The 22,311-nt window shown below is 37.2% G+C and carries 19 protein-coding genes and 1 riboswitch; of the genes, 10 read left to right on the top strand and 9 right to left on the bottom strand.

Annotated elements, in window-relative coordinates; all coding sequences use genetic code 11:
- Window positions 1-11: 11 nt before the first annotated feature.
- The 5 genes from cobT to H4J69_RS10450 are packed head-to-tail and all read left to right on the top strand — an operon-like array spanning window position 12 to window position 4,907.
- Window positions 12-1,094, top strand: a complete 1,083-nt coding sequence (cobT, locus tag H4J69_RS10430; RefSeq protein WP_182244207.1) for a nicotinate-nucleotide--dimethylbenzimidazole phosphoribosyltransferase — start codon at window positions 12-14, stop codon at window positions 1,092-1,094.
- The gene (locus tag H4J69_RS10435) at window positions 1,095-1,931 is read left to right on the top strand and encodes an adenosylcobinamide-GDP ribazoletransferase (RefSeq protein WP_182221871.1); all 837 of its coding nucleotides are present in this window, start codon (window positions 1,095-1,097) and stop codon (window positions 1,929-1,931) included.
- Entirely contained in the window at window positions 1,928-2,530 is a 603-nt protein-coding gene (cobU, locus tag H4J69_RS10440; protein ID WP_182244208.1) for a bifunctional adenosylcobinamide kinase/adenosylcobinamide-phosphate guanylyltransferase, read from the top strand. The genes H4J69_RS10435 and cobU overlap by 4 nt, the downstream gene beginning before the upstream one ends.
- Complete coding sequence (locus H4J69_RS10445) at window positions 2,530-4,026, top strand: cobyric acid synthase (RefSeq protein WP_182244209.1); 1,497 nt, start codon at window positions 2,530-2,532, stop codon at window positions 4,024-4,026. Before cobU ends, H4J69_RS10445 begins: the two co-directional genes overlap by 1 nt.
- Window positions 4,027-4,067: 41 nt before the next feature.
- Window positions 4,068-4,907, top strand: a complete 840-nt coding sequence (locus tag H4J69_RS10450; protein WP_182244210.1) for a cobalamin-binding protein — start codon at window positions 4,068-4,070, stop codon at window positions 4,905-4,907.
- A gap of 526 nt (window positions 4,908-5,433) precedes the next feature.
- Here H4J69_RS10450 and H4J69_RS10455 read toward each other — a convergent pair.
- The 6 genes from H4J69_RS10455 to H4J69_RS10480 all read right to left on the bottom strand — a co-directional run bounded on the left by H4J69_RS10455 (window position 5,434) and on the right by H4J69_RS10480 (window position 13,529).
- Window positions 5,434-6,918 (bottom strand): cadherin repeat domain-containing protein, encoded by a 1,485-nt coding sequence (locus H4J69_RS10455; protein WP_182244211.1) that lies wholly within the window; start codon window positions 6,916-6,918, stop codon window positions 5,434-5,436.
- Entirely contained in the window at window positions 6,919-8,982 is a 2,064-nt protein-coding gene (locus H4J69_RS10460) for a TonB-dependent receptor (protein WP_259367743.1), read from the bottom strand. It lies immediately after the preceding gene.
- Window positions 8,983-9,011: 29 nt separating this feature from the next.
- Window positions 9,012-9,183, bottom strand: a riboswitch (cobalamin riboswitch).
- Window positions 9,184-9,578: 395 nt separating this feature from the next.
- A complete protein-coding gene (locus H4J69_RS10465; protein WP_070375908.1) occupies window positions 9,579-10,025 on the bottom strand; it encodes a MarR family winged helix-turn-helix transcriptional regulator in 447 nt (148 codons plus the stop codon).
- A 17-nt stretch (window positions 10,026-10,042) separates the two neighbouring features.
- Complete coding sequence (locus H4J69_RS10470; RefSeq protein WP_310733515.1) at window positions 10,043-11,452, bottom strand: sigma 54-interacting transcriptional regulator; 1,410 nt, start codon at window positions 11,450-11,452, stop codon at window positions 10,043-10,045.
- A gap of 2 nt (window positions 11,453-11,454) precedes the next feature.
- Window positions 11,455-12,042 carry a hypothetical protein gene (locus H4J69_RS10475; RefSeq protein ID WP_182216664.1) on the bottom strand — a complete coding sequence of 196 codons (588 nt, stop codon included), beginning with the start codon at window positions 12,040-12,042 and terminating at the stop codon, window positions 11,455-11,457.
- Entirely contained in the window at window positions 12,042-13,529 is a 1,488-nt protein-coding gene (locus H4J69_RS10480) for a cell wall metabolism sensor histidine kinase WalK (protein ID WP_182216666.1), read from the bottom strand. Before H4J69_RS10480 ends, H4J69_RS10475 begins: the two co-directional genes overlap by 1 nt.
- 365 nt (window positions 13,530-13,894) lie before the next feature.
- Here H4J69_RS10480 and H4J69_RS10485 point away from each other — a divergent pair, with 365 nt between their 5' ends.
- From H4J69_RS10485 to H4J69_RS10495, 3 genes are all read left to right on the top strand, one after another.
- A complete protein-coding gene (locus tag H4J69_RS10485) occupies window positions 13,895-14,251 on the top strand; it encodes a hypothetical protein (RefSeq protein ID WP_182216667.1) in 357 nt (118 codons plus the stop codon).
- Between the two features lie 107 nt (window positions 14,252-14,358).
- Window positions 14,359-14,736: a hypothetical protein gene (locus H4J69_RS10490; protein ID WP_259364990.1), complete on the top strand. Its 378-nt coding sequence runs from the start codon at window positions 14,359-14,361 to the stop codon at window positions 14,734-14,736.
- 87 nt (window positions 14,737-14,823) lie between these two features.
- Window positions 14,824-15,600, top strand: a complete 777-nt coding sequence (locus H4J69_RS10495) for a pseudouridine synthase (protein ID WP_182216669.1) — start codon at window positions 14,824-14,826, stop codon at window positions 15,598-15,600.
- Window positions 15,601-15,610: 10 nt separating this feature from the next.
- On the opposite strand, the gene H4J69_RS10500 is transcribed toward H4J69_RS10495, so the two are convergent.
- Together H4J69_RS10500 and H4J69_RS10505 are read right to left on the bottom strand one after the other, a co-directional pair.
- Window positions 15,611-16,468 carry a PA4780 family RIO1-like protein kinase gene (locus tag H4J69_RS10500; protein WP_182216671.1) on the bottom strand — a complete coding sequence of 286 codons (858 nt, stop codon included), beginning with the start codon at window positions 16,466-16,468 and terminating at the stop codon, window positions 15,611-15,613.
- 24 nt (window positions 16,469-16,492) lie between these two features.
- Window positions 16,493-16,819, bottom strand: coding sequence for a DUF6172 family protein (locus H4J69_RS10505; protein ID WP_070375914.1), 327 nt, complete (start codon window positions 16,817-16,819; stop codon window positions 16,493-16,495).
- Window positions 16,820-16,971: 152 nt separating this feature from the next.
- Here H4J69_RS10505 and H4J69_RS10510 point away from each other — a divergent pair, with 152 nt between their 5' ends.
- A complete protein-coding gene (locus H4J69_RS10510; protein ID WP_182216673.1) occupies window positions 16,972-18,180 on the top strand; it encodes a lytic murein transglycosylase in 1,209 nt (402 codons plus the stop codon).
- 732 nt (window positions 18,181-18,912) lie between these two features.
- Complete coding sequence (locus H4J69_RS10515) at window positions 18,913-21,126, top strand: TonB-dependent hemoglobin/transferrin/lactoferrin family receptor (protein ID WP_182216675.1); 2,214 nt, start codon at window positions 18,913-18,915, stop codon at window positions 21,124-21,126.
- Between the two features lie 513 nt (window positions 21,127-21,639).
- Here H4J69_RS10515 and H4J69_RS10520 read toward each other — a convergent pair.
- Complete coding sequence (locus tag H4J69_RS10520; protein ID WP_182216676.1) at window positions 21,640-22,206, bottom strand: bacteriohemerythrin; 567 nt, start codon at window positions 22,204-22,206, stop codon at window positions 21,640-21,642.
- Window positions 22,207-22,311 lie beyond the last annotated feature (105 nt).

Raw genomic sequence — 22,311 nt, forward strand, 5'->3', positions numbered from 1 at the left:
AGGAGCTATTGATGAACTTTGCTATTAAAAAAGTAACTGATGTGTTTAATCAACAGATCCAGTCGACTATCGATGGAAAAACTAAACCACTCGGCGCATTAGGCCAACTAGAAGATACCGCTAAAATTATTGCCGCTGTGCAGTTATCAATAGTAAATACTGACCAACAATCATTGAGTATTAAACATCCTAGTTTATTTATATTTGCCGGTGATCACGGTGTCGCAGCGCAAGGTGTTTCTATTGCACCTAGTGAAGTGACCTCACAAATGGTGGCTAATTTTGCCAGCGGTGGCGCGGCGATTAATGTCTTTTGTAAGCAGCTTGGTTGGCAGTTAAGTGTGGTAGATGCGGGTATTTTATCGCCAATTGATAATTGTTCAGGCGTTATCAATCAACGTTTAGGCAATATCACCGCACCATTAAATATCGCACCAGCGATGAGTCTAGCGCAAGTTGAACTCGGTTTTGAAAAAGCGACTGCTTTGGTCAAATCAGTTCATGAAAAAGGCTGTAACTTAATCGCTTTTGGTGAAATGGGAATTGGTAACACCACTTCTGCCGCAGCTATTATGGCGGCTGTTATGGGTATTTCAGCCAGTGAATGTGTTGGACGAGGTACTGGCGTTAGTGATGAAATAGTAAAAATCAAACAACAGGTCATTGAGCAAGCATTAGTGCTTCATCAAGGGAATCTCAGCAGCCCTAAAGAAATTTTAGCGTCTTTAGGTGGTTTTGAAATCGTACAAATTACCGCAGCTATGTTAGCGGCGGCCGAACAAGAAATGCTTGTTGTTGTTGACGGTTTTATTTGTACTGCCGCCGCTATGCTCGCTATCAGTATTAATAAAAATGTTAAAGAGTATATGATTTTTGCCCATTGCTCGGGTGAGCAAGGTCATCAAAAAATGCTTAGCCATTTGCAGGTTAAGCCGCTATTAAATTTAGGTTTACGCTTAGGGGAAGGCACAGGCGCTGCATTAGCACTGCCATTAATTCAGGCGGCTGTGGCTTTTTATAATGATATGGCAAGCTTTACTCAGGCGCAAGTGACCGATGTTACGGGTGCTAACACTAACAAAGCTGAAGATTAAATGACTAAGCAATCACGCTGGCAACAATGCCAACAACAATACTATTTGTTGTTACTCGCTTTAAGTTTTTTTACTCGTATACCGGTGCGTTTACCTGAGGTGGTAAAACCTGAAATGCTTCATCAAGCGAGCCGATATTTTGCCTTAATTGGTTTGTTTATTGGTGTGATCACCGCCTCTATTTTAGTGTTGTTGGCGAGCTTTTTACCCATTTCTTTAGCGGTACTTATTTCTATGGCGGCGAGCTTATTGCTTACCGGCGCTTTTCACGAAGATGGTTGGGCTGATGTTTGGGATGGCTTTGGTGGTGGTTGGACCGTTGAACAAAAGCTAAACATTATGAAAGATAGCCGTTTAGGGACTTATGGCGCAGCCAGCTTATTTTTTATTTTAATGATCAAATATCAGAGTTTAGTGTTATTAAGTAGCCATAGCAGCAATCCTTTATTAGCACTTTTTGTGGCATTGATTATAGCGCATACCTTAAGCCGAGCCGTCAGTACCAGTTTAATCTTTAGCATGGCTTATGTCAGCGAAGATGCACAATCAAAAGTTAAACCTTTAGCGCAACATTTATCTCTAAAAGGCTTGTTAATCTTATTAATTACCGCAGCGGTGGTGATGTTTAGCTTATTACCAGCCGTGCATTGTTTAGTACTAATAGGGGGCTTATGGCTAATGCGTCTTTTATTAATATTTTGGTTTAATCGTCAATTAGGTGGTTTTACTGGTGATTGTTTAGGAGCTGCGCAACAAATTTTAGAAGTGGCGGTTTATACTATTTTACTGGTCTTAGCATCTCCAGCGACAACATTTTTGACGGAGGCAGGCCTATGAAAATTAGTGATGCTAATACACTTCATCTAATTTTAGGCGGAGCACGCTCAGGAAAGTCGAGCTTCGCCGAAAATATTGCCAAACAGGCTGAATCAGCAGGGCTAACGATATGTTATCTCGCTACGGCGCAAGCCCATGATGAGGAAATGAGCGCACGTATTTTACAGCATCAAGGCGAACGTCCTCAACATTGGCAACTGCTTGAATCGCCGTTGTATTTAGCTGAGGCACTTCAACAAGCATTACAAAGCAATGATTGTGTGCTGGTTGATTGCTTAACACTTTGGTTAAGTAATTGTTTATGCCATCAAGATAGCGAGTTTTATCGCCAGCAAAAGTCACTGTTTATCGAATTTATAACGCTATTTATTAGCGATACCAACGCCTATCAATCAAAAAAGCTTATTTTTGTTAGTAATGAGGTCGGGCATGGCATTGTGCCTATGGGCGAGCTGTCGCGACAATTTGTCGACCAAGCAGGTTGGCTGCATCAAGAACTGGCTACATTAGCCAAGCAAGTCGATTTTGTTATCGCTGGATTACCACTGACATTAAAAAGTGACGCGTTGATAAGTAAAATATCGGAACAACAAAATTAATGAAAACATTAATGGTGCAGGGCACCACCTCTGACGCTGGAAAGAGTACCTTGGTGGCTGGTTTATGCAGAGTATTTGTAAATTTAGGTTATAAAGTAGCACCGTTTAAGCCACAAAATATGGCTTTAAATAGTGCTGTTACTAGTGATGGTGGTGAAATTGGTCGGGCGCAAGCACTACAAGCAGTGGCCGCAAAGATTGCACCACGTGTTGATTTTAATCCGATATTACTTAAACCCAATAGCGATACGGGGGCACAAGTGATTGTTCATGGTCGAGCCATATCAAATATGGAGGCGACCAGCTACCACGACTATAAAAAAGTAGCGATGGACGCTGTCCTCGAATCACATCACCGTTTAGCGAAAGAGTTTCAGCTGCTAATGGTTGAAGGGGCAGGTAGCCCCGCAGAGATAAATTTACGCGCTAATGATATTGCTAATATGGGCTATGCCGAAGCGGTAGATTGTCCTGTGATCCTCGTTGCTGATATCGATCGGGGGGGTGTTTTTGCTCACTTAGTGGGGACACTCGAGCTATTATCATCTTCAGAGCAAAACCGCGTGAAAGGTTTTATAATTAATCGCTTTCGTGGAGACATTAACTTATTAACGTCTGGACTTGATTGGTTAGAAGAGAAAACGGGTAAGCCAGTATTAGGGGTATTACCTTATTTACACGACTTAGCACTTGACGCCGAAGATGCCGTTGCGATTGAAAACAAGGTTGAACAAGCCAAAATAAATATTGTTGTACCGTTATTACCGCACATAAGTAACCATACCGACTTTGATACGTTACGTTTAAACCCTGAAATAAATTTACGTTATGTCAAAATGGGCGAGCGGATAAACAATTGTGACTTAGTGATTTTACCCGGCAGTAAAAATGTTATTTTTGATCTGCAATTTCTTAAAGAACAAGATTGGCAAAGTGATATAGAACGTCATTTGCGCTACGGTGGTAAAGTGTTTGGTATTTGCGGTGGCTATCAAATGCTTGGGCAAACTATCAGCGATCCTGAAGGTATTGAGTCAACGATTGAGGCGATAACGGGTTTAGGTTTACTCGAACTTACTACTGAATTAACCGCAGAAAAAAAATTAGCACAAGTCTCTGCCACTATGACCTTGGGCAGTAAAAGTTGTCAGGTCAAAGGTTATGAAATTCATTGTGGTGTTTCTACCATGACGGCTATTGATAATAAAACGCCTGTGCCTCTGTTGTTCAATAAAAGTGACAATCAGACCAGCGATGGTTGTGTTTCAAATGATAATCAAATAGCGGGTACTTACCTACATGGTATTTTTGATGAAGGGGCTGCGACACAATTATTAGTTGACTGGTTAGACAGTAACAATGACATCCAGCGGACGATTAATCTTGATGAACACCGAGAGCAACAGCTTGAACGTTTGGCTAATGTTTGCCAGCAATACCTAAAAATATCAGCGATTGAAGATATTATTAACAACAGCAAAACGACCACACCCTAGTGCTTGAAAAGCGCCTCTTAAAAAGTAAAAGGCTTAATAAAATGACAAAAAGATTTATATCCTTCGCCGTAATAAGCTTATTGCTGATAGTCATACCCAGTAAAAGTTTTGCTGAGCAATCGGCAAAGCGCATCGTTGCCTTAGCGCCACATATTGTTGAAATGTTATTTGATATTGGTGCTGGCGATAAAATAGTCGGTGCGGTTGCCTATTCCGATTACCCTAAAGCGGCGCTAGATATTCCGCGTGTTGGCAGCTATCACGGCATGCAAATAGAAAAATTATTGGCATTGAATCCTGATTTAGTTATTGTTTGGAAGTCAGGCAACTCGCAAAGTGACATTGATAAAATGAAACGCTTAGGACTAAAAATTGTTTTTAGTAATCCAGTAGATATTGCGGATGTTGCCACTGAATTACGTTATTTTGGCGGTTTAACCGGACATCAACAGCAAGCAGAAAATGTCGCGTTAGCTTATGAACAACGTTTAAAAAAATTACGGCTCGATAATAAAACTAAGCAAGCCATCCCTGTTTTTTATCAACTGTGGTCAGAGCCAATGATGACCATTAATGGCACAACTTGGATAAATCAGTTAATTGAAGTGTGCCAGGGAGTGAACGTTTTTAAGGATAACCCGACGCCTTATCCAAAGATAAGCACGGAAAACGTTATTGTTGCCCAGCCGCACTTAATGATTTTACCGGATGAAAACTCCGATAAACCACAACCCATTATTGACTGGCAAAAATGGCCAGAAATACCCGCGGTGAAAAACAATAAGTTTATTCACGTTGATGCAGATTTATTACATAGATTCAGTACCAGAATGTTAAGTGGTGTTGCAGATATGTGTGAAAAAATTGATCAGCAAAGATAGCGGTTCAATTTACTGAGCTGATTGATGATTTATCTATCAGCTCAGTAAATTAAAGGTTAAGCCGATGATAATTTTGCGCAGCCCCAGCAATGGTAATTACCACGGGAAGTAATGCTTTTTATTGAGCTTAATTTAAGTCTAATATGTTGTCATTACACGATAAAGTCTTGATGAATTAGACTTCTCATATTACATCGAGCTACGAGTCATATCACCGCAGGTTATTCATCTTAAATAGCAAAGTGATATAACAAAAAATACCTGCTGAGTTTAGCTACTACATTAGTTCTGCAGACGTAATTGCTATGATATAAGATTCAACAAGTTATTGGCCGGCTAACAGCAAGTGACACTTGATATGACGTCCAATAAGGCCGTTCTCGAACTCAGACAGATGAATGCAATTAAACCCTTTAATATTGTGCGTTAACTAAACTTAATATAGCACTGAGAAAAAATAAAAAAGGGCACATAAATATGTGCCCTAAATCAAATTATTTCTTAATGTCTTACCTTTAAGAGAATCTTATTCAATAAAGGCAATTGCAGATGGGTTTAATTCTGTTGCAAGTCTTGGAAATGCTTTAAGGTTAGTTTCAGTATTTATAACATCAACGCCTGGCTTCTCTGGATTGCTTACGCTAAGCCAAAGAAAGTTGGCAGCATCTAAAGCAATATAGCTAATTTGTTCGGTGCCCGTAGCCGCTACCTTTTCATTAGCAATAACACCCGTTGTCGGGTTAAAGGTATATACCGTTGAAAGCTCATAATAACTTGGCGTAAAAAATGTTTCACTGGCAACAAAATAGCCTTTTGTTTCGGATACAACGACACTTGAACCAATAAAAGCACCGGTATTATTTTCAATATCTGCAGCAGACAAAACACTGCTCAAGTTATAATCACTTGTCGCTATCGCTTCGATGCGACTAGAGGTTAAGTCAGTACTGCTATATGAGTTACGTGTTGTAACATATACCGTATCGCCTTGACTCACTATACTATGACCCAGTGGGTTTAAGCCTTGAAGCGGAATACCTTTAAGATTATCATTTTCATCAGCATTTGTTTCAATCTCTTGGTCTGTCGCTGTATCAAAAACGGCTACATAAGCTGTGTTTGGTGAAAAAGAGTCTGATAAACGTTGCATAGCAATAAACAGTTTACCGTCAGCAATTGTCGCAGAGGCAGGGTTTGGTGTGCCATTACTATTGTTATCAGCGATGTAGCTAGATAGATCTAATTGACCTAATTTGAAATCTTCAAATTGTGTTGCCTGAGGATTAACAATCCAAACTTTGTCTGAACCGTAACGTAAAAGATAAGCTTTGCTTTCATTGACCGACACTAAGTCATAGGGATTACGAGTATTTGAATCGCCGGTATCTTGGGTTGTATATGACCAAACTTCTGTATCAAGGGCATCAGCATTATATTTTGAAATAGAATCAATGTTATAACGGCCAATGTGAAAAACGTCTTTATTGTAGCTACGAACAGTATAGTCAGAGGCATCTTTAATATAATAGCCTTTGGTGACTTGCTCTGTAATTGGGTCTAAGGTCACAACTTCAGAGCCTGAAAAATCAGGTGCAACTGTTTGAACAACCGCGAATGATGGTGTGTCTTTCACATCACCGACACTCACTTGAATAGCCAATTCACCGGTTAAGTTCTTTTTACTGTCATCCGTTGCAACAATTGTGACAGCGAAAGGACCGACTTCACCGCTGTCAAAATCAGGAGCCTCTATAAAGCTTAATTCACCACTTTGTGTGATGCTAAATAAACCACTTGAATTACCCGTAAGTGAAAGTACGATAGCGTCGCCATCGGCATCAGTAGCATTATAGGTGCCAACTGATGTTCTGTTTTCTTCTATCGTTGGGCTACTTGCGCCGGTAACTATTGGTGCGACATTACTTTTTGAACTTCCGCCACAGCCTGCAAGAGCAACAGTGCTCAGTACTAAACTTAATGGTAATATGTGTTTTTTAAAGCTAGTTAACATTTAAAATCCCTTAATTGTGTATTTTATTTTTAAGCTGCGACCCTGCGATGTTCTATTCGCAAGATCTTGGTATTTATCGTTAAATAAATTATTGGCGGCAAAAGATATTCTATGTTTGCCTTTTTTCCAGTTGACTGAAAAATCTGATACGGTGCGGTTGGCTGGATTACCATTACCTACATGACCGTTATTATTTTCAATTCTGTTAATGAGATTGAAGTACAAGTCTTTATCTTTACTTACTTTAAATGACATATTCCATGCGGAATTTACCTTGTATTTCAACGCTACGCTGTACTGTTGATGATATATACCAGGTAGTTTCTTCTTATTAAATGCGACAAATTTTGATGTGGTTTCACTGTCTATAATATTGGCTTGTAGTGCGAAAGATAATTGTGTTAATAATTGATAATTTGTTTGAATTTCAATGCCTAACAAGTCTGCATTACTGACATTTCTATAGCTACCGACATTACTTGAGTTAAAAATGGCGACAATTGAATTTTCTAATTTTTGTTGGTAAATAGATGAAGATATAGACAGACTTTTGTAAAGGTACTGCCCACCCATTGAGAGTGTTTTTGCTTCTTCTGGCAATAAATTATCATTACCCTTAAAGGAGCCTCTATCACCAAATAATTCGTATAATGTCGGTGTTCTCACACCATTACTTAAGTTACTGGTAACTTTTAAATTACCTTGCTTAAAGCTTAACCCGACTTCAGTTGTTTGATAATTATCATTGGCTACAAACTTAGCTGCACTGGATTGATTAATCGCTATGTTTGAATTTTTCTCTTGTAGGTTACTCAACAATGCATACACTTCTATGGGGAGTGACTCGGGTTGCCATTCAATGCGAGAGCCTATGTTGAGTTGTTCTTGTTTTGCTGAAATATCACATGACGCTATACCATTACATTGTGTTGGTTTTCCGTTGTGTTCGCTAACAGAGCTGAAATTTTGTTTATTAAAACTGACAAATGGCACTAGATTAAACTCGTTCCATGTAAGGTAAGGTTTAAAGCCGATATGTTTTTTTGTTGTTTCATAATCATTGATATCAAGTTTTATCGAGTCGGGACTTGAAATATAACGCTCATCTTTATTTTCAGCGTAGGCTTCAAATTCAATTGAATTTAGCCAAGGGGATTTGCTTAACCATTGATGTTGATAGCTATAGCGTAAGTTGTCAGAGTTTAACGTCGAATTGTTTTCAGGGGAGTTGTTTTGGTAATTAGGCAGGGCTTTTTCTTGATCGTTATATTGTACATTGACCCTGATCTGATGTTGATTAAATTGGAATATGTCGTTTATAAAAAAAGACTTCTTTGTAAATTCATTATTTCTTAATGCTTGTCTGTCAGACGTATCACTACTACTAAAGCCCGCTGGAACGATAAAATCGTAATCGTTGTCACTGTTAATATAATGACCACCAAAAGACAGACTGTGAGTTTTAAATGCTTTATTATAAAGCGCATTAACTTCTTGATAGCCAAATGAGCCGGTGGCCAAGGTTAATTTACTGGAGTCTTCAGTGGGGTTGTAAGTGTTAATGCGAATAACACCACCTATAGGGGTAGCGCCGGTACCAATCGCTTGATTTTTACTGATTTCAATACTTTCAATTTGTTCTGTGGGTATCTGGTTTAAATCAAAACCACCAAATTGGCTATCGTTAATCAGTTGACCATCAATATAAAGTTGGACCTGCTTACTACTCGACCCTCTAATTGAAACAGAGACAGGATTACCAATTCCACTTATTTGGCGAATTTGAATGCCATTTATCGACTGTAAAATATCGGCAAGCGTTTGCGATGAGTATATAAAGCTTTCGCGATGTAATACTTGATAATTAGGTGTATTAAATGACTGATCATTAACAACTTCAATGACTTCTATATCGTCAGTTGACACGTCTTCTACTTGCGCAAATACAGGCATCGCTATGAGTAAAGGAACAAAGATATTTCGTAAATAAGAAAAAATAATAACCTCAAAAAATTTTGAGGGAGGTACGGAAGGATCATGACAACTAGCTATTGCTAATGTCATTAAATTCCGTAGCGCCCACCGCACTGCAAGTCATTCGATATCATTTAGGCCGGTCTCCGGGCTTAACTTTACATAGCGTAAAGTATTACCGTTGCGGGGGCAGCGTTAGAATTATGCATAGCATGTACTAACTTCCCGATTATCTCTAATTCATACCTTGTTAAAGTATAAATATTGAGCACCTAATCAATTATGGTCGTTATTTTGAGACTATTAATATAGCTTGTCAACAGTTAGAGTATTAAATCTATAGTTCATGGCTAGTTAGCTTTAATCGTTCGACGGGTTTAACGCAACGTCATTTACTCTATATTTTGACCCAGCCCTTTGAGTTCAGAGGTAAAACATGTCGTATTATCAGAAAAATTTTGTTGCCAGACTATTTTATCTGATGGTATTAACGATGATCTGGTGAGGCATTTTTTGAAGTTACTGACACTTTAGTGACGGCAATTTCTTCTTTTTAATTAATAATGAGTCGTTCAATAACAGCCGATAAAACCTAAGCTCTACGGTAGGTATTTATTGTCTGCCAATTTCACCTAGGCTGTTTAATGGTGAGTTTGGCTAGTCATTATCAGCGACAATTGTCATTGTTATTGATTCGCTATATCCACTGATTTTAAAGTTAATTTTTCAATAATATTAGCTAGCTGATTTTTTTCTTCAGCACTTAATACCGATAATAGTTCTTGCTCACGAGCTAGCACCATAGGTATTAACTGTTGATATATCGCCAAACCTTGCGTGGTTAGTTTTAATAGCGAAGAGCGTTTATCGGATTTATCTGTGTTTTTAACCAATAATCCCTGAGCTTGCATCCTTGTTATTGCCCGGCTCGCCGGCATTTTTTCTAAGTTAGTTTGTTCACCTATCTGCTTTGCGGATAATAACTCTCCGTTACCTAAGCTGGCTAGCACTCGCCATTCTTGACGAGAAAGCTCAAATCTTCCTGTGTAAATGTCAGCAATGTTATCACTCACTTTTACTTGTAGTTGCGTCAGCTGATAAGGAAAAAAGTTGGTTAAGTGTAAGCTTTTCATCGTTTAGTTATGCTCGGCTATGCTTGTGAAATCATGTTGTTATCTACTCTAAATGATTCGGCATTTAAGTGATGTTTTTTCAATAATTTATAGAATTCTGTTCGGTTTCGCTGCGCTATTTTTGCGGCTTGTGAAACATTACCTTCGGTGGTTTTTAGTAATTTTGCTAAGTAGTCACGCTCGAATTGCTCTCTCGCTTCTTGAAAAGAAGGCAGCTGTGCACTTTCATTACGTAAAGCATTATTAATTAAACTCTCACTAATTAATGGCTCGGTAGATAAAGCGACGCATTGCTCAACAACATTTTGTAATTGTCTAATATTACCGGGCCATTCAGCCCTAATTAAAATCTCCATCGCGGCTTGGCTAAAGCCGTTTATTTTATGACTGGTACTTTTAATCGCGACTGTTAAAAAGTGCTGGGCAAGCAAAGGAATATCTTCACGTCGTTCAGACAGGGCTGGTAAAGTGAGTTCCACAACATTTAAGCGGTAGTAAAGATCTTCACGAAAGCTTTTATCTATGATGGCTTGTTGTAAATTTTTATGGGTAGCGGCAATAATACGGACATCGACTTTTACTGACTGGGCACTGCCGACTGGGCGCACTTCTTTTTCTTGTAAGGCGCGTAATAATTTAACTTGAAAGCTCATCGGCATGTCGCCGACTTCATCAAGAAATAACGTACCGCCATGGGTTGATTGGAAAAGCCCTTGATGATTTTTATCTGCGCCAGTAAAAGCACCTTTACAGTGTCCAAATAACTCCGACTCGAGTAATTGTTCAGGTATTGCCGCACAATTAATCGCCGTAAATTTTTTATCATGACGCTTACTTGCTAAATGCACGGCTTTTGCCAGGAGTTCTTTACCTGTACCACTGGGACTATGGATCAATAAACTAAAGTCACTTTGGGCAACTTGATAAGTTTGCTGTAACAACGAAGACATAACGGCACTTCGGCTAATTATTTTCTTGCGCCAAATATCGGCTTTTTTGTCGGTATTATGAGCGCTACTTTGTGGTTGTAAGCGAATGGCTTCTTGCACAGTAGAGAGTAATTCTTGGCTTTCAAAAGGTTTGGTTAAAAAACTAAATACGCCTTGCTTAGTCGCACTAATAGCATCGGGTATCGTGCCGTGTGCGGTCATAATGATGACGGGCAAATTAGGCTGTTGCTGACGGATTTTTTCAAATAATGCCATACCGTCCATACCTTCCATACGTAAATCGCTGATCACTAATTGCGGATGAAATGTTTCTAAAATACCTAAAGCCATTTTAGCACTGTTTGCTGACTCTATTTGATAACCCGCAGCAGATAAGCGGATACCAAGTAATCTTAATAAACTGGGATCGTCATCAACAAGTAGTATTTTTTCACTTTTTTGCTGATCGAATTTTTTGCTGTTTGTTGAAACCATCATTTTTACTGCCCATGCTCATTAATATTATGTTCTATTTTTCTCAGCTGATTTATTTGCTGCTTTAACACTTCTAATTGTTGTTGTTGATCTTGATAGGCTTGCTTAATGAGCTGTCGCGCCTTTTTTTCTTGCGATAGTTCATTCAGTTGTAATATCTGCTGGTTGAGTTGTGTTTTTAACATACTAAAAAAGGCAAAGTCGCTTTGGCTTAGATTGTTTTTACTCAGGGTAATAAGCGACAGCTGATTTAATTTACTTTTTGCGGTAAACGGATTGTGAACCGGTGAATGAGGTAGAGCAAAAAATAGTGCTGATTTTAATTGCCATTCAATAGTTTCAGCACTGTTATTTTTATCTTGTTTGATTAACATGCTCTCGGCTAACGAAACTAATTGATGTTGGTGTATTTTATCGGCAATTTGTGCTTGGTTTAACTCGACTAAAGACAAATAATATTCTGTATAATCAAGGGGGCCACTGTTAATGTGATGGCTTTTATTGTCGCTGTTTAGTAACTGACAACCCGTTAACACGGGCAGTAATAACAGTAAAAAACTAACAGTGAGTATTCTATAAAATAAATATAACATTACACTGATACTCCACTCATTTTTTTTGTTAGAAAAGCATTAGGCAAGGTTATTGTCATGGCAGTGCCACTATTTTTACCTGTGTTACTGGTTATATTAATGGTGCCATTTAAGCGCATCAGTAACTCCTTTACTATGGTTAAACCTAAACCACTACCTTTTATTTTGGCATTCTTTGCCGGTGTTCCTTGATAAAAAGCATCAAATATTTTTTCTTTTTGGCTACTGGCTATTCCGCGACCTTGGTCAATAACGGTTATCGACAACAGACTATTATCAAGTGAACAGTTAATGTTAATAACATTATTGTCGTGCGAGTATTTTATCGCATTGGATAAGAGGTTATCTAAAATAACACTTAATTGTTTGGCATTGACCTTGAGTTGTATTGCGTGGTTTTTATAGTCAATGGTTAAGTTTTTCTGTTTAATATCTAAAGTTCTTTGCTGTAATACCTGAGTAACTAACAATGATAAATCAACAATTTCAGTATCTTGTAAACTGGTCGAGTCGAGCACAATATTAAAGTCAAGTAAGTCTTCAATTAAACGTTGCAAGCGGGTAACACTGCTACGGATAATGTTAGATATTTCTTGCTGCTCGGGGTTTAACTCACCAACACTGTTATCGTACAGTAATTCTGTTCCCTCTCTAATGGCGGCAAGTGGCGTTTTTAGTTCATGGGAAATATGACGAATAAAACTCGATTTTTGTAACTCCAGAGCATGCAAGCGCTTGCGCATCACTTCCAAGGCGTCAGCAATTTCTGTCATCTCAGGTGAGCCATGTAAAGTGACCTTTTTTTCAAAGTCTCCTAATGCTAAATGATGTATTTTACTGAGTAATTGCTTGAGCGGTTTAGTGATTAAATAGATAAAAATTGCGGCGATAAGCAAAGTAAAGGGAATGATAAGTAAGCTTTTCAGCATATCGTGTCTAACACCGTTGGCTGAATCTTTAACCTGTTCTACTTGTAAAACAAGTAAGTTATTACTTTCTTCGGCTATTGTTTTTCGTATCGAAACTAGTTGGGTAAATTGTTCTTGTAACAATGTTAATGACGATTCTTCTAGAGGGTGCCGCGTTAAGTAGCTATGCAGGTACTCAATCGCTTGAGAAAACTCTGTGCTGAGCAAGCGTAAGCTTGGGTTGCTTTTAAAGAGGTTATTACTTGCCATTGCTTTTAAGATAACTTGTTCGTCTTTTAAATAAGCACTCAATAAATCTTGATCTTTTAGAATGATAAATTGCCCAGCACTGCGTTCCATTTTAGCTAAGGTAAAGTTAATTTCACGGTTTGTTTTAACGAGTTCAGCAACATTAAAGATAGCCGATGTACTTTGTTGGGAAAGCTCAGTGACTTGATTTGCGCTATAAATTAACGCTATGACTAGCGGAAATGCAACAAAAGTAAAACCTAAAATGCTTAGTTTTCTAATCGAATACAAATTTATTGCAAAAAGTTCGGACAAGCTAAATTTTTTCATAGATATCACAAGTATTAATCAGGAGTGTATTTTAGTTTTATTAAGATAAAAAACAAGCGTGTCGCTTATTTGAGACAGTACTTTAGATGATACTAGAATGTTTTTTGTTATGACTTTTATAAGTTAGTCACTGTTTTACATCGGTTATTTTCTGAATTATTAACGATTTTGTTTTTTTTCTTTTTTTCGGGCTGTTTTATCTGTTGCTTAATGGCGACACTTTAGGCGGCTTAGTTATTTTGATTTTATCATTAATTGAATTAAATCAGTGCTTTATACTTTTGGTTCGATTCCTGCAGTGTCGTTAATGATATTATTACAATCATTAAAATAACCCGATGAACTCTATAAATAAAGGAATTAAAATGAATTCTATTAGCTTAACAAAAGTGACTCTACTTGTTGGTACTTGTGCCTTAGCTTCGTATTTTGTCAACGCAGGAGATAAAGTTGCAAGCCTAGATATTCCTATTGCTGATCAAGCAGCAATTAAACCTGTGGCAACTAAAATGTTGTCGGTAGACAATGTAGCAAAAAGTACACCGGCCATACTGACTCAGTTCGATGAAGATAAAAATGGTTTGCTTAATGAAGCAGAAGTTATTGCGAGCAAAGATGAAAAATTAGTTAAGCATTTTAAAGACATCGATAAAAATGCCGACGCTGAAATCAGTGCTAGCGAGCTAAAAACCTACCTTGCGGCTGTAAAAATTAACAATTAATGGTTGAAAAATAAGCCATATCTCTCTAGAATTATAGTCCCTAATTTCCAACTGTAGATAATAAACAGTTGGAATTTTTATTAGTTAATACGCAGTCGAAAACTATTATGAGCAATAAACCCACTGACGGTATCCCTATAGAATCAATGCCTCGATTTGTACAAGTTGATGATTGGATTTTTGAAATAAAAACCGTACGAGCAATACGTGTTGATGAATATGGTAAACCCTACACGGCGATCGCCAATTTAACAGTAAATGGAGATAACGCCTACATAGATGGTTTGTTAACAAGAGAGAATGAAAAATTTAATCGAAAAGATTACGCAGCTTTTCATCAATTTTGTCATCAAATGCAAGTTAAGCAAGCTCATTTCGATCGCTTTAAAAATAACAAACTCATTGCTGAACGTGTTGATATTAAACCGATTAAAGTTGAAGCTGAAGCGGTTAAGCAGACAACAATACTTAAACTGGTTCGTTAACTTATCTACAGGTTTGCGCTATTTTTTGAATCAAAAGCGGCTAAAATATCAATAATTCTAATCCCCAGATAAAATGAATGCCTATTTATGTCATTAAGTACTGCTCGTCTCGACCGTTTCATTAGTGAAAATTGCAGCGTTAGTCGCAGAGCTGTGCGCTTAATGTTAGCGAAAAAGCGTATAGCGGTAGATACTATTATTGCAGATGATATTGGCCAACGAATTGATAAGTTCTCAAAAATCACTCTAGATGGTCACATTTTACAAGATAATCGTGCGCTCTATATAATGCTTAATAAACCTATTGGTGTAGTCAGTGCAACGATAGATAAACAACACAAAACGGTCATAGACCTACTTGTCGAGCAAAACTTATTTAGCGACAGTGGTAACGAAGAAAAAGACAACTTACATATTGTTGGTCGACTCGATTTAAATACTTCCGGGTTACTGTTACTGACCAACGACAGTCGTTGGTCTGAACGACTTATGTCCCCAGAGCATAAAGTAGAAAAGTGCTATCAAGTCACTTTACAAAACCCGTTAACAGATGACTATCAGTCAGCTTTTGCACAAGGGATGTATTTTGAATTTGAAAATATCACCACTAAGCCAGCAAAATTAACAATTATCAGTAATACTGTAGGCCAACAAACTAATCAATATATTGCTGAAGTTAAGTTAATTGAAGGGCGTTATCATCAAATTAAGCGGATGTTTGGTCGGTTTCGTAATCCCGTTATAGGCTTGCATCGACAAGCCATCGGAAACTTATTCTTGGATGAAAATCTACCTGTAGGTCAAAGTCGATTTCTAACGGATGATGAAGTACTTGGTATTTTTACAACGACTGTTACTAACTGATAAGAATAGATTAATCTAACTCATCAGCATCACTAATTCGCTCTAATCGTTCCTGTTCTTCAGCAAATGCTGCTTTTATTTCTTCTAATATTGTATCAACATCAGCCGATTTTGTGTCTTCTTTAAATAGGCCCGTTAACTCGGTTTCTGGTGATAATTCTGCTTTCTCATATAAGACCCACATTTCTTGAGCATATTTACTTTTTGCTAATTCTGGGGCAAATTGAGCATAATAATCAGTAATATTTTCAACATCGCGCAGTAACATGCTTTTGGCATTATTGTTGGCTGAGGCATCTACAGCCTGTGGTAAGTCAATAATAACAGGACCGTATTCGTCAACTAGGACATTAAATTCTGATAAATCACCATGAATGATACCCTCGCAAAGCATGATCTTTACATAATTCATCATGATAAGGTGGTCTTCAATGGCGTGTTCACGTGGCAATATTATGTCATTTAAGCGCGGTGCAACGTCGCCTTCACCGTCGGTGATCAGTTCCATTAACAGCACACTTTCAAAACAACCAAATGGCTGAGGCACTCGTACACCAGCAGCAGCTAACGTATAAAGGGCTTCAACTTCGGCATTCTGCCAAGCATCTTCTTGTTGTTTTCTGCCATACTTTGAGCCTTTTTCCATCGCGCGTGCGCGACGGCTATTACGGCTTTTTCGACCTTCTTGGTATTGAGCGGCTTTTTTGAAACTGCGTTTATTGGCTTCTTTATATACTTTCGCACAGCGAATATCATCGCCACAACGTACCATATATACAGTTGCTTCTTTGCCACTCATTAATTGACTGATTACTTCGTCAACCAGTCCATCGTCAACCAGGGGTTGTAGTCTTTTAGGTATTTTCATTATTTAATTAAATCGGCTTTGAAGTTATTCTTCGTCAAGTTCGTCGAAGTCTTCGTCTTCACCAAGCGGTTTTACTGAACGGAAACCTTCTTTTACGACGATCTCTACATAGAATGAAGTTAAGCCAAGCTTTTCAGCTTCGTCGATATGTTTATTAAGTGCAGATAAGTGTACAACTTCTGCGTCTGCTTCGGTGATACCATATTTAGAGTCAAAATCCCAAAAATCAACGCCAGCAGGCAGCTTTTTGTTTCTTTCTCTTTTTATGTATTTTTTCACATCATGTTTTACACCTTCAAATAAGCGAGCAACTTTAATTTTTGGGTGAGTGATGTTGAATGTTTTTTTCATGACGTTCCTAAATGATATTGTTAAGAGAATTTGTTACATATGATCTGCATTTTACGTTAATTTTTCCTTGGGTGCGACAGTTAGTATTTGCTAAAGTGAACTTGGTTATATTTTTCGATGTTTTATTCAATTTTTTATAAGGTTTTTCTGTTATGTCATCCGTTATTAAACGTTTCTCCCAGTTAGTTTTTGTTTCATTAACAACATTGCCCTTAGTAGTGAATGCTTCGGGTAATAATAATTTTACTCTATGTATCAATAGTTTGCAGGTCAAGGCCGAATCTGCTGGTTATTCAGGCTATATTGTTAATGATATTATTCCAGCGCTTGCGCCGATAAAACGCGTGATTGAGCTCGATCAACGCCAACCTGAATTTAGTCAAAGCTTTGCTGATTATTTAAAATTACGCTTAACTAATTATCACATCCAAACCGGTAGAAAGAAATTAGCTGAGCATAAAGAGCTGTTTGACAAATTGTCTAAAAAATACGGCATTCCTGCACAGTACTTAGTGTCTTTTTGGGGCTTAGAAACTAACTTTGGTAGAAACAAAGGGAAAATGTCGGTGTTAAACTCTTTAGCCACATTGGCCTGTGATGAGCGACGTAGTGAATACTTTACCGCTGAATTATTTGATCTGTTTCATTTGATCGATAATAAAACGGTCACCACCAAGCAACTCGCTGGTTCTTGGGCCGGAGCCATGGGGCATATGCAGTTTATGCCCTCAGCATTGAGAAAGTATGCATTAGACGGCGATGATGACGGTAAAATAGATGTTTGGCAAAGTGAAGCCGATGCGTTAACGAGTGCGGCTAATTACTTAAATAGCATTGGCTGGTTAGAAAAAGAGCGTTGGGGTCGTCAAGTACAGCTGCCAAAAAACTTTGCTTTTCAACAAGTCGAGTTTGATCAGTTCTATCCCTTAGCAACCTTTAAAGCTTTAGGCGTAACACGTGCTAATGGTACTGCTTTATCTGATTATAAAATTGATGCTGAGTTAGTCTTACCTGCTGGCGCTGGTGGACCTGCATTTTTAGTCTACCCTAATTTTAATGTTATTATGAAGTGGAATTTGTCTGAGAATTATGCGCTTTCTGTTGGCTTGTTAGCTAACCGTATTCAAGGGGCTAGCGGCTTAAAGGTCAGTGCTCAAGATAAGGATGTATTATACAAGCCTGCTGAACTACAAGCGCTTCAGGAAAAGCTTAATACGTTAGGTTTTGACGTTGGAAAACCTGATGGTATTTGGGGACCAAAAAGTCGTAAAGCTATTCGTTTATATCAATTACAACATAATTTAATCGCCGACGGTTTCCCCAATAGTGCGGTATTAATAAAAGCAGGTATTCAAGGATAACTCTATTTATCTCTTAGTTAAGATATTTATGCTTATGCAATTGAGTGACTACATACTCATTAAGTCTTATTAAGACGCTTATATACGCCAATTGAAAAGATGGCGCCGAAGAAAAGGGAAGTTCAAGTAGGTTGATATTACTGAGTCTGTCTATGCTCAGTAATGTCTTTTGCGTTACCCTAATGTTTAATCTTCAGCTAAGTGCCTACTCAAAATTAAGTGCGTTAATACTAGTTTTACATCGGCACGATTTTTAATATTTGTGACGTTTTATGCAAAACACTCGGCCAGTTTTGCGGTAATCTTTCGCCCAGTCACATGCTAAGTCATAACATCCCTTTTATCGCTATATCAATAAAAAACTCCAGTATATTGTCGTTTGATAGCGTTTTCCTGTAATGACCATCATTCAAAGAACAAAGAGATGAATTGCATTTTATGTTAAATAAATAAGCTATAAACATCCTTCTTTATCTCAAAACATGATGTAGATCTAATTTTTAACAAATAGCCTTTCCAGCCAACCATTGTGTATGTATGTATTGTTTAAGATCATCATTTTTCTTTTTCGTTAATTTATAATCGCCACATTACTCATATGAAGTGCTGGAATTTTCAAAATAATGTACTTGGCAGTTGAATTATTTTATTTGCATTGGGATAAAATACAAAAATTTTGCTGATGAATTATTAAAGCACTTTTACTACTTTATGGTCATACAGGAAGTTAACATGTATAAAAAGTCATTAATTAATATAGCGTTAACAGCTATTTTATTACCGTCACATTTTGCTATAGCAAACAACAACGATGTTATTCATCAAGGCATTGATGAAAAAACTGAAGTTCTCGTTATTATTGGGAAAACACCACGAAAAATTCAAGACGTTGTCGGTGCTGTTTCAGTCATTAATAGCGAGACAATCGATAAACAATTAGTGCACGATATCGCTGATCTTGTTCGTTATCAAGCGGGTATCAATGTTATTAATTCTGGCAGTCGGTTCGGTGATTCAAATATTGCGATTCGTGGCATTTCCGGTAATCGTATTGCAACAGAAATAGATGGAGTACCGGTTGCAGAACAATTTAATGTCGGTAGCTATTCAAACTCAGGCAGAAACATGATCGACCCTGATTTGATAAAACAAGTTGAAATTCTACGAGGACCTGCGTCAAGTATATATGGCAGTGATGCGATAGGTGGGGTGATTTCTTATGTGACTAAAAAACCATCTGATTTACTCAGCCAAACAGACAAAGATGTCTATTTGGGGTTAAAAACAGGTTATTACTCAATTGATGACAGTAAGGCTATTTCTTTAAATACAGCTTTTGCTTATGGTAAGTCTAGTGCGCTATTTTCAGGGTCTTTGCGCAAAGGCCATGAGTTTGATCACAACACATCAACAGATTTAGCTAAAGATATTCAAGATAACGAAACTCAGTCTTTTCTTGCTAAGTACTATTATGAAATATCAGACAACCAAGAAATCAGTTTTAGTTATGATTACTTTTCACGTGATAGCCAAAGTGATATGCGTGCAATTTTGGGGTTAGGGCGTTTTGAGTCAACTCATTTATTACTAGGTGATGATGAAACTGTTCGCGAAAATTTTTTAGTAACTTATGATTTTGTTTTAGAAAATGATTGGTTAGAAGGTGGTTATATTCGACTTTATGATCAAAATACTGAAACACAACAACTCACTGATGAAAGCAGGGTATCTAGGGGTAAAGAGTACCTTTATGACAGAGACTTTTTTTATGAACAAGAAGTGCAAGGATTAAGGTTTAATTTTTATACTAATATTGATACTCGTGGTACCACTCAGCATATTGGTTATGGCTTAGAGTTAAATAAGAGTAAAACTAAAGAAATGCGAAACGGTGTACAAACTAATATAGCCACAGGTGTGTCAACAAATAACATTTTATCTGAGGTATTTCCTGTAAGAGACTTTCCTATTTCAGAGGTTAAAGAGTTAGGTATTTATATTAATGATGAAATTGCCATAGAGGGTACTAATTTCACCATTATTCCGGCGATTCGTTATGATCGTTATAAATTAACACCTAAACCTGATGTTATGTATTTAGAAGATAATCCTGCTACTGAAATTGTTTATATCAGTGAAGATAGTTTTTCACCTAAATTGAGTGTTGTTTATCAAATAAATAATAACAGCAAAGTCTATCTTCAATACGTTAAAGGTTTTCGAGCTCCCCCTTTTGAAGACGCTAATATTGGTTTAGACATTCCAATGTTTAAAATGCGAGCCATTCCAAACGCCGATTTAAAATCTGAAAAAACTCATGGCTATGAAATAGGTTATAGCGTTGATATTGAACAACATACATTTAACTTGGTTGGCTTTTTAAATGATTATAAAGACTTTATTCAAACAAAAGTTAACTTAGGGTTTGATCCAGCAGTGCAACGATTAATATTTCAATCTCAAAATATTGATAATGCAGAAATCTATGGCGTTGAACTTAGCTACAAAGGTAAATTTGATAATGTTTTTAATAGCAATAATAGTATAACTGCCTATGGTAATTTATTTTGGAGCGATGGTGAAAATAAAGATACAGAGCAACCATTAAATGAAATACAACCCAATCATGCTCTACTTGGTGTGCAATGGTTAAGTGCTGATGAAAATGCATCTATTGCATTTAATGCCAGCTTAGTTGATGGAAAATCAGATATTGATGATCCCGACAATAAGTTAGCTACAACGTCTGGCTATACAACGTTTGACTTGGTGGTTAATTACAGTTTTAGCGATAAAATAACTTTAGCTGCAGCAATATATAATATAACGGACAAAAAATACGCTCATTGGTCTGACGTAAACGGATTTGAAGCGAATGATCCACTATTAGATACCTTAGCTGCGGCGGGCATTAATGGCTCAGTACAAATCAAGTATGCTTGGTAGCTTAAGTTAGAAAAATATTAACACAAGAACTTAAGATGAATAAAAAGCCTATTATGAATAGGCTTTTATGTTCATGATGGCTATTTTTAGACAGCCTATCTTTCAAGGGATGAGTGTATCTTTGTTCGTCAACGATCAGTTTTGATTCTGATAAAAAACTGAATAGCTACATCAAGGTACGAAATAGTGCAGTGGCGTGCCTGCATTATCATTCTCTGCATCGATGTTATCGACACTTCTGTTTATATCGATGCAGTAGGAGAGTCAGGCAGCAGTGTTAAAATAAGGCAATACTCAGGTTATGTGTGTTGAGTTTTATTCGTCAATACATTGAGTGAGAATAATCCTTACCCTGGTGTAAAATCAACAAGGCTTAAATTGAACCTTTATTGCTTTTACTCTGAAACACTATTCTTTAGGTGATAAACAAACAAACGTAATAAAGCGGCCGATCACTAGCAATAATTTCTACAATAATAGAGATTTCTTTTGAGTAATATTTTTGGATACTTCTTACTTTACGCCATGTGCTGTTAAGCACTGGGTATATTCTTTGTCGGTGCCATTGATATGATTAATTAACCATTCTTTTAAGAAACTACTGACTTCAGATAGTGCGTCATGACCTTTTTCATCATACAAGCTAACGAATGATTCAACTTGAGCTATCATCACCTTATGTTGTTTTTTATGGGCTTCAACATCAATAAAATTATGCTCAACAAGTAAATTTTCTTCTCGTTCAAAATGATATTTTGTGTAAGCAATTAAATTACTCAATGCTTGACGTTCAAAATCTTCACTCATCGCATAGTCATAGGCAGTAGTGAACTGATTAAGTAAGTTAATCAGTTTTTTATGATCATTATCTAAACTTTCAATGCCGACGCTATATTCTTCTTGCCACTCCAGCTGATTGCTTTGATTTGTTTTCTTATAAATCAAAGGTACCAGTGCTAGCACAACAATTAATACCCAAGAAACTGGATTGGCCATGCTTGATAAAAAGCCTAAAAAAATAGCAACAATAATCAAACCAATAGTGGCGGCATATAGTAAAGACTTAGTGCGGTTATTCATAAATAATACCCCTAAAATTAATGTGGTTAAGTAGTTGGTTTCTGTGGTGATTCTAATACGAAAATAGCTTAAGTCTTCTAAAAACGCCTGATTTATTGACCTTGA

Source organism: Colwellia sp. BRX10-9 (assembly GCF_014077405.1).
GTDB lineage: Bacteria > Pseudomonadota > Gammaproteobacteria > Enterobacterales > Alteromonadaceae > Colwellia_A.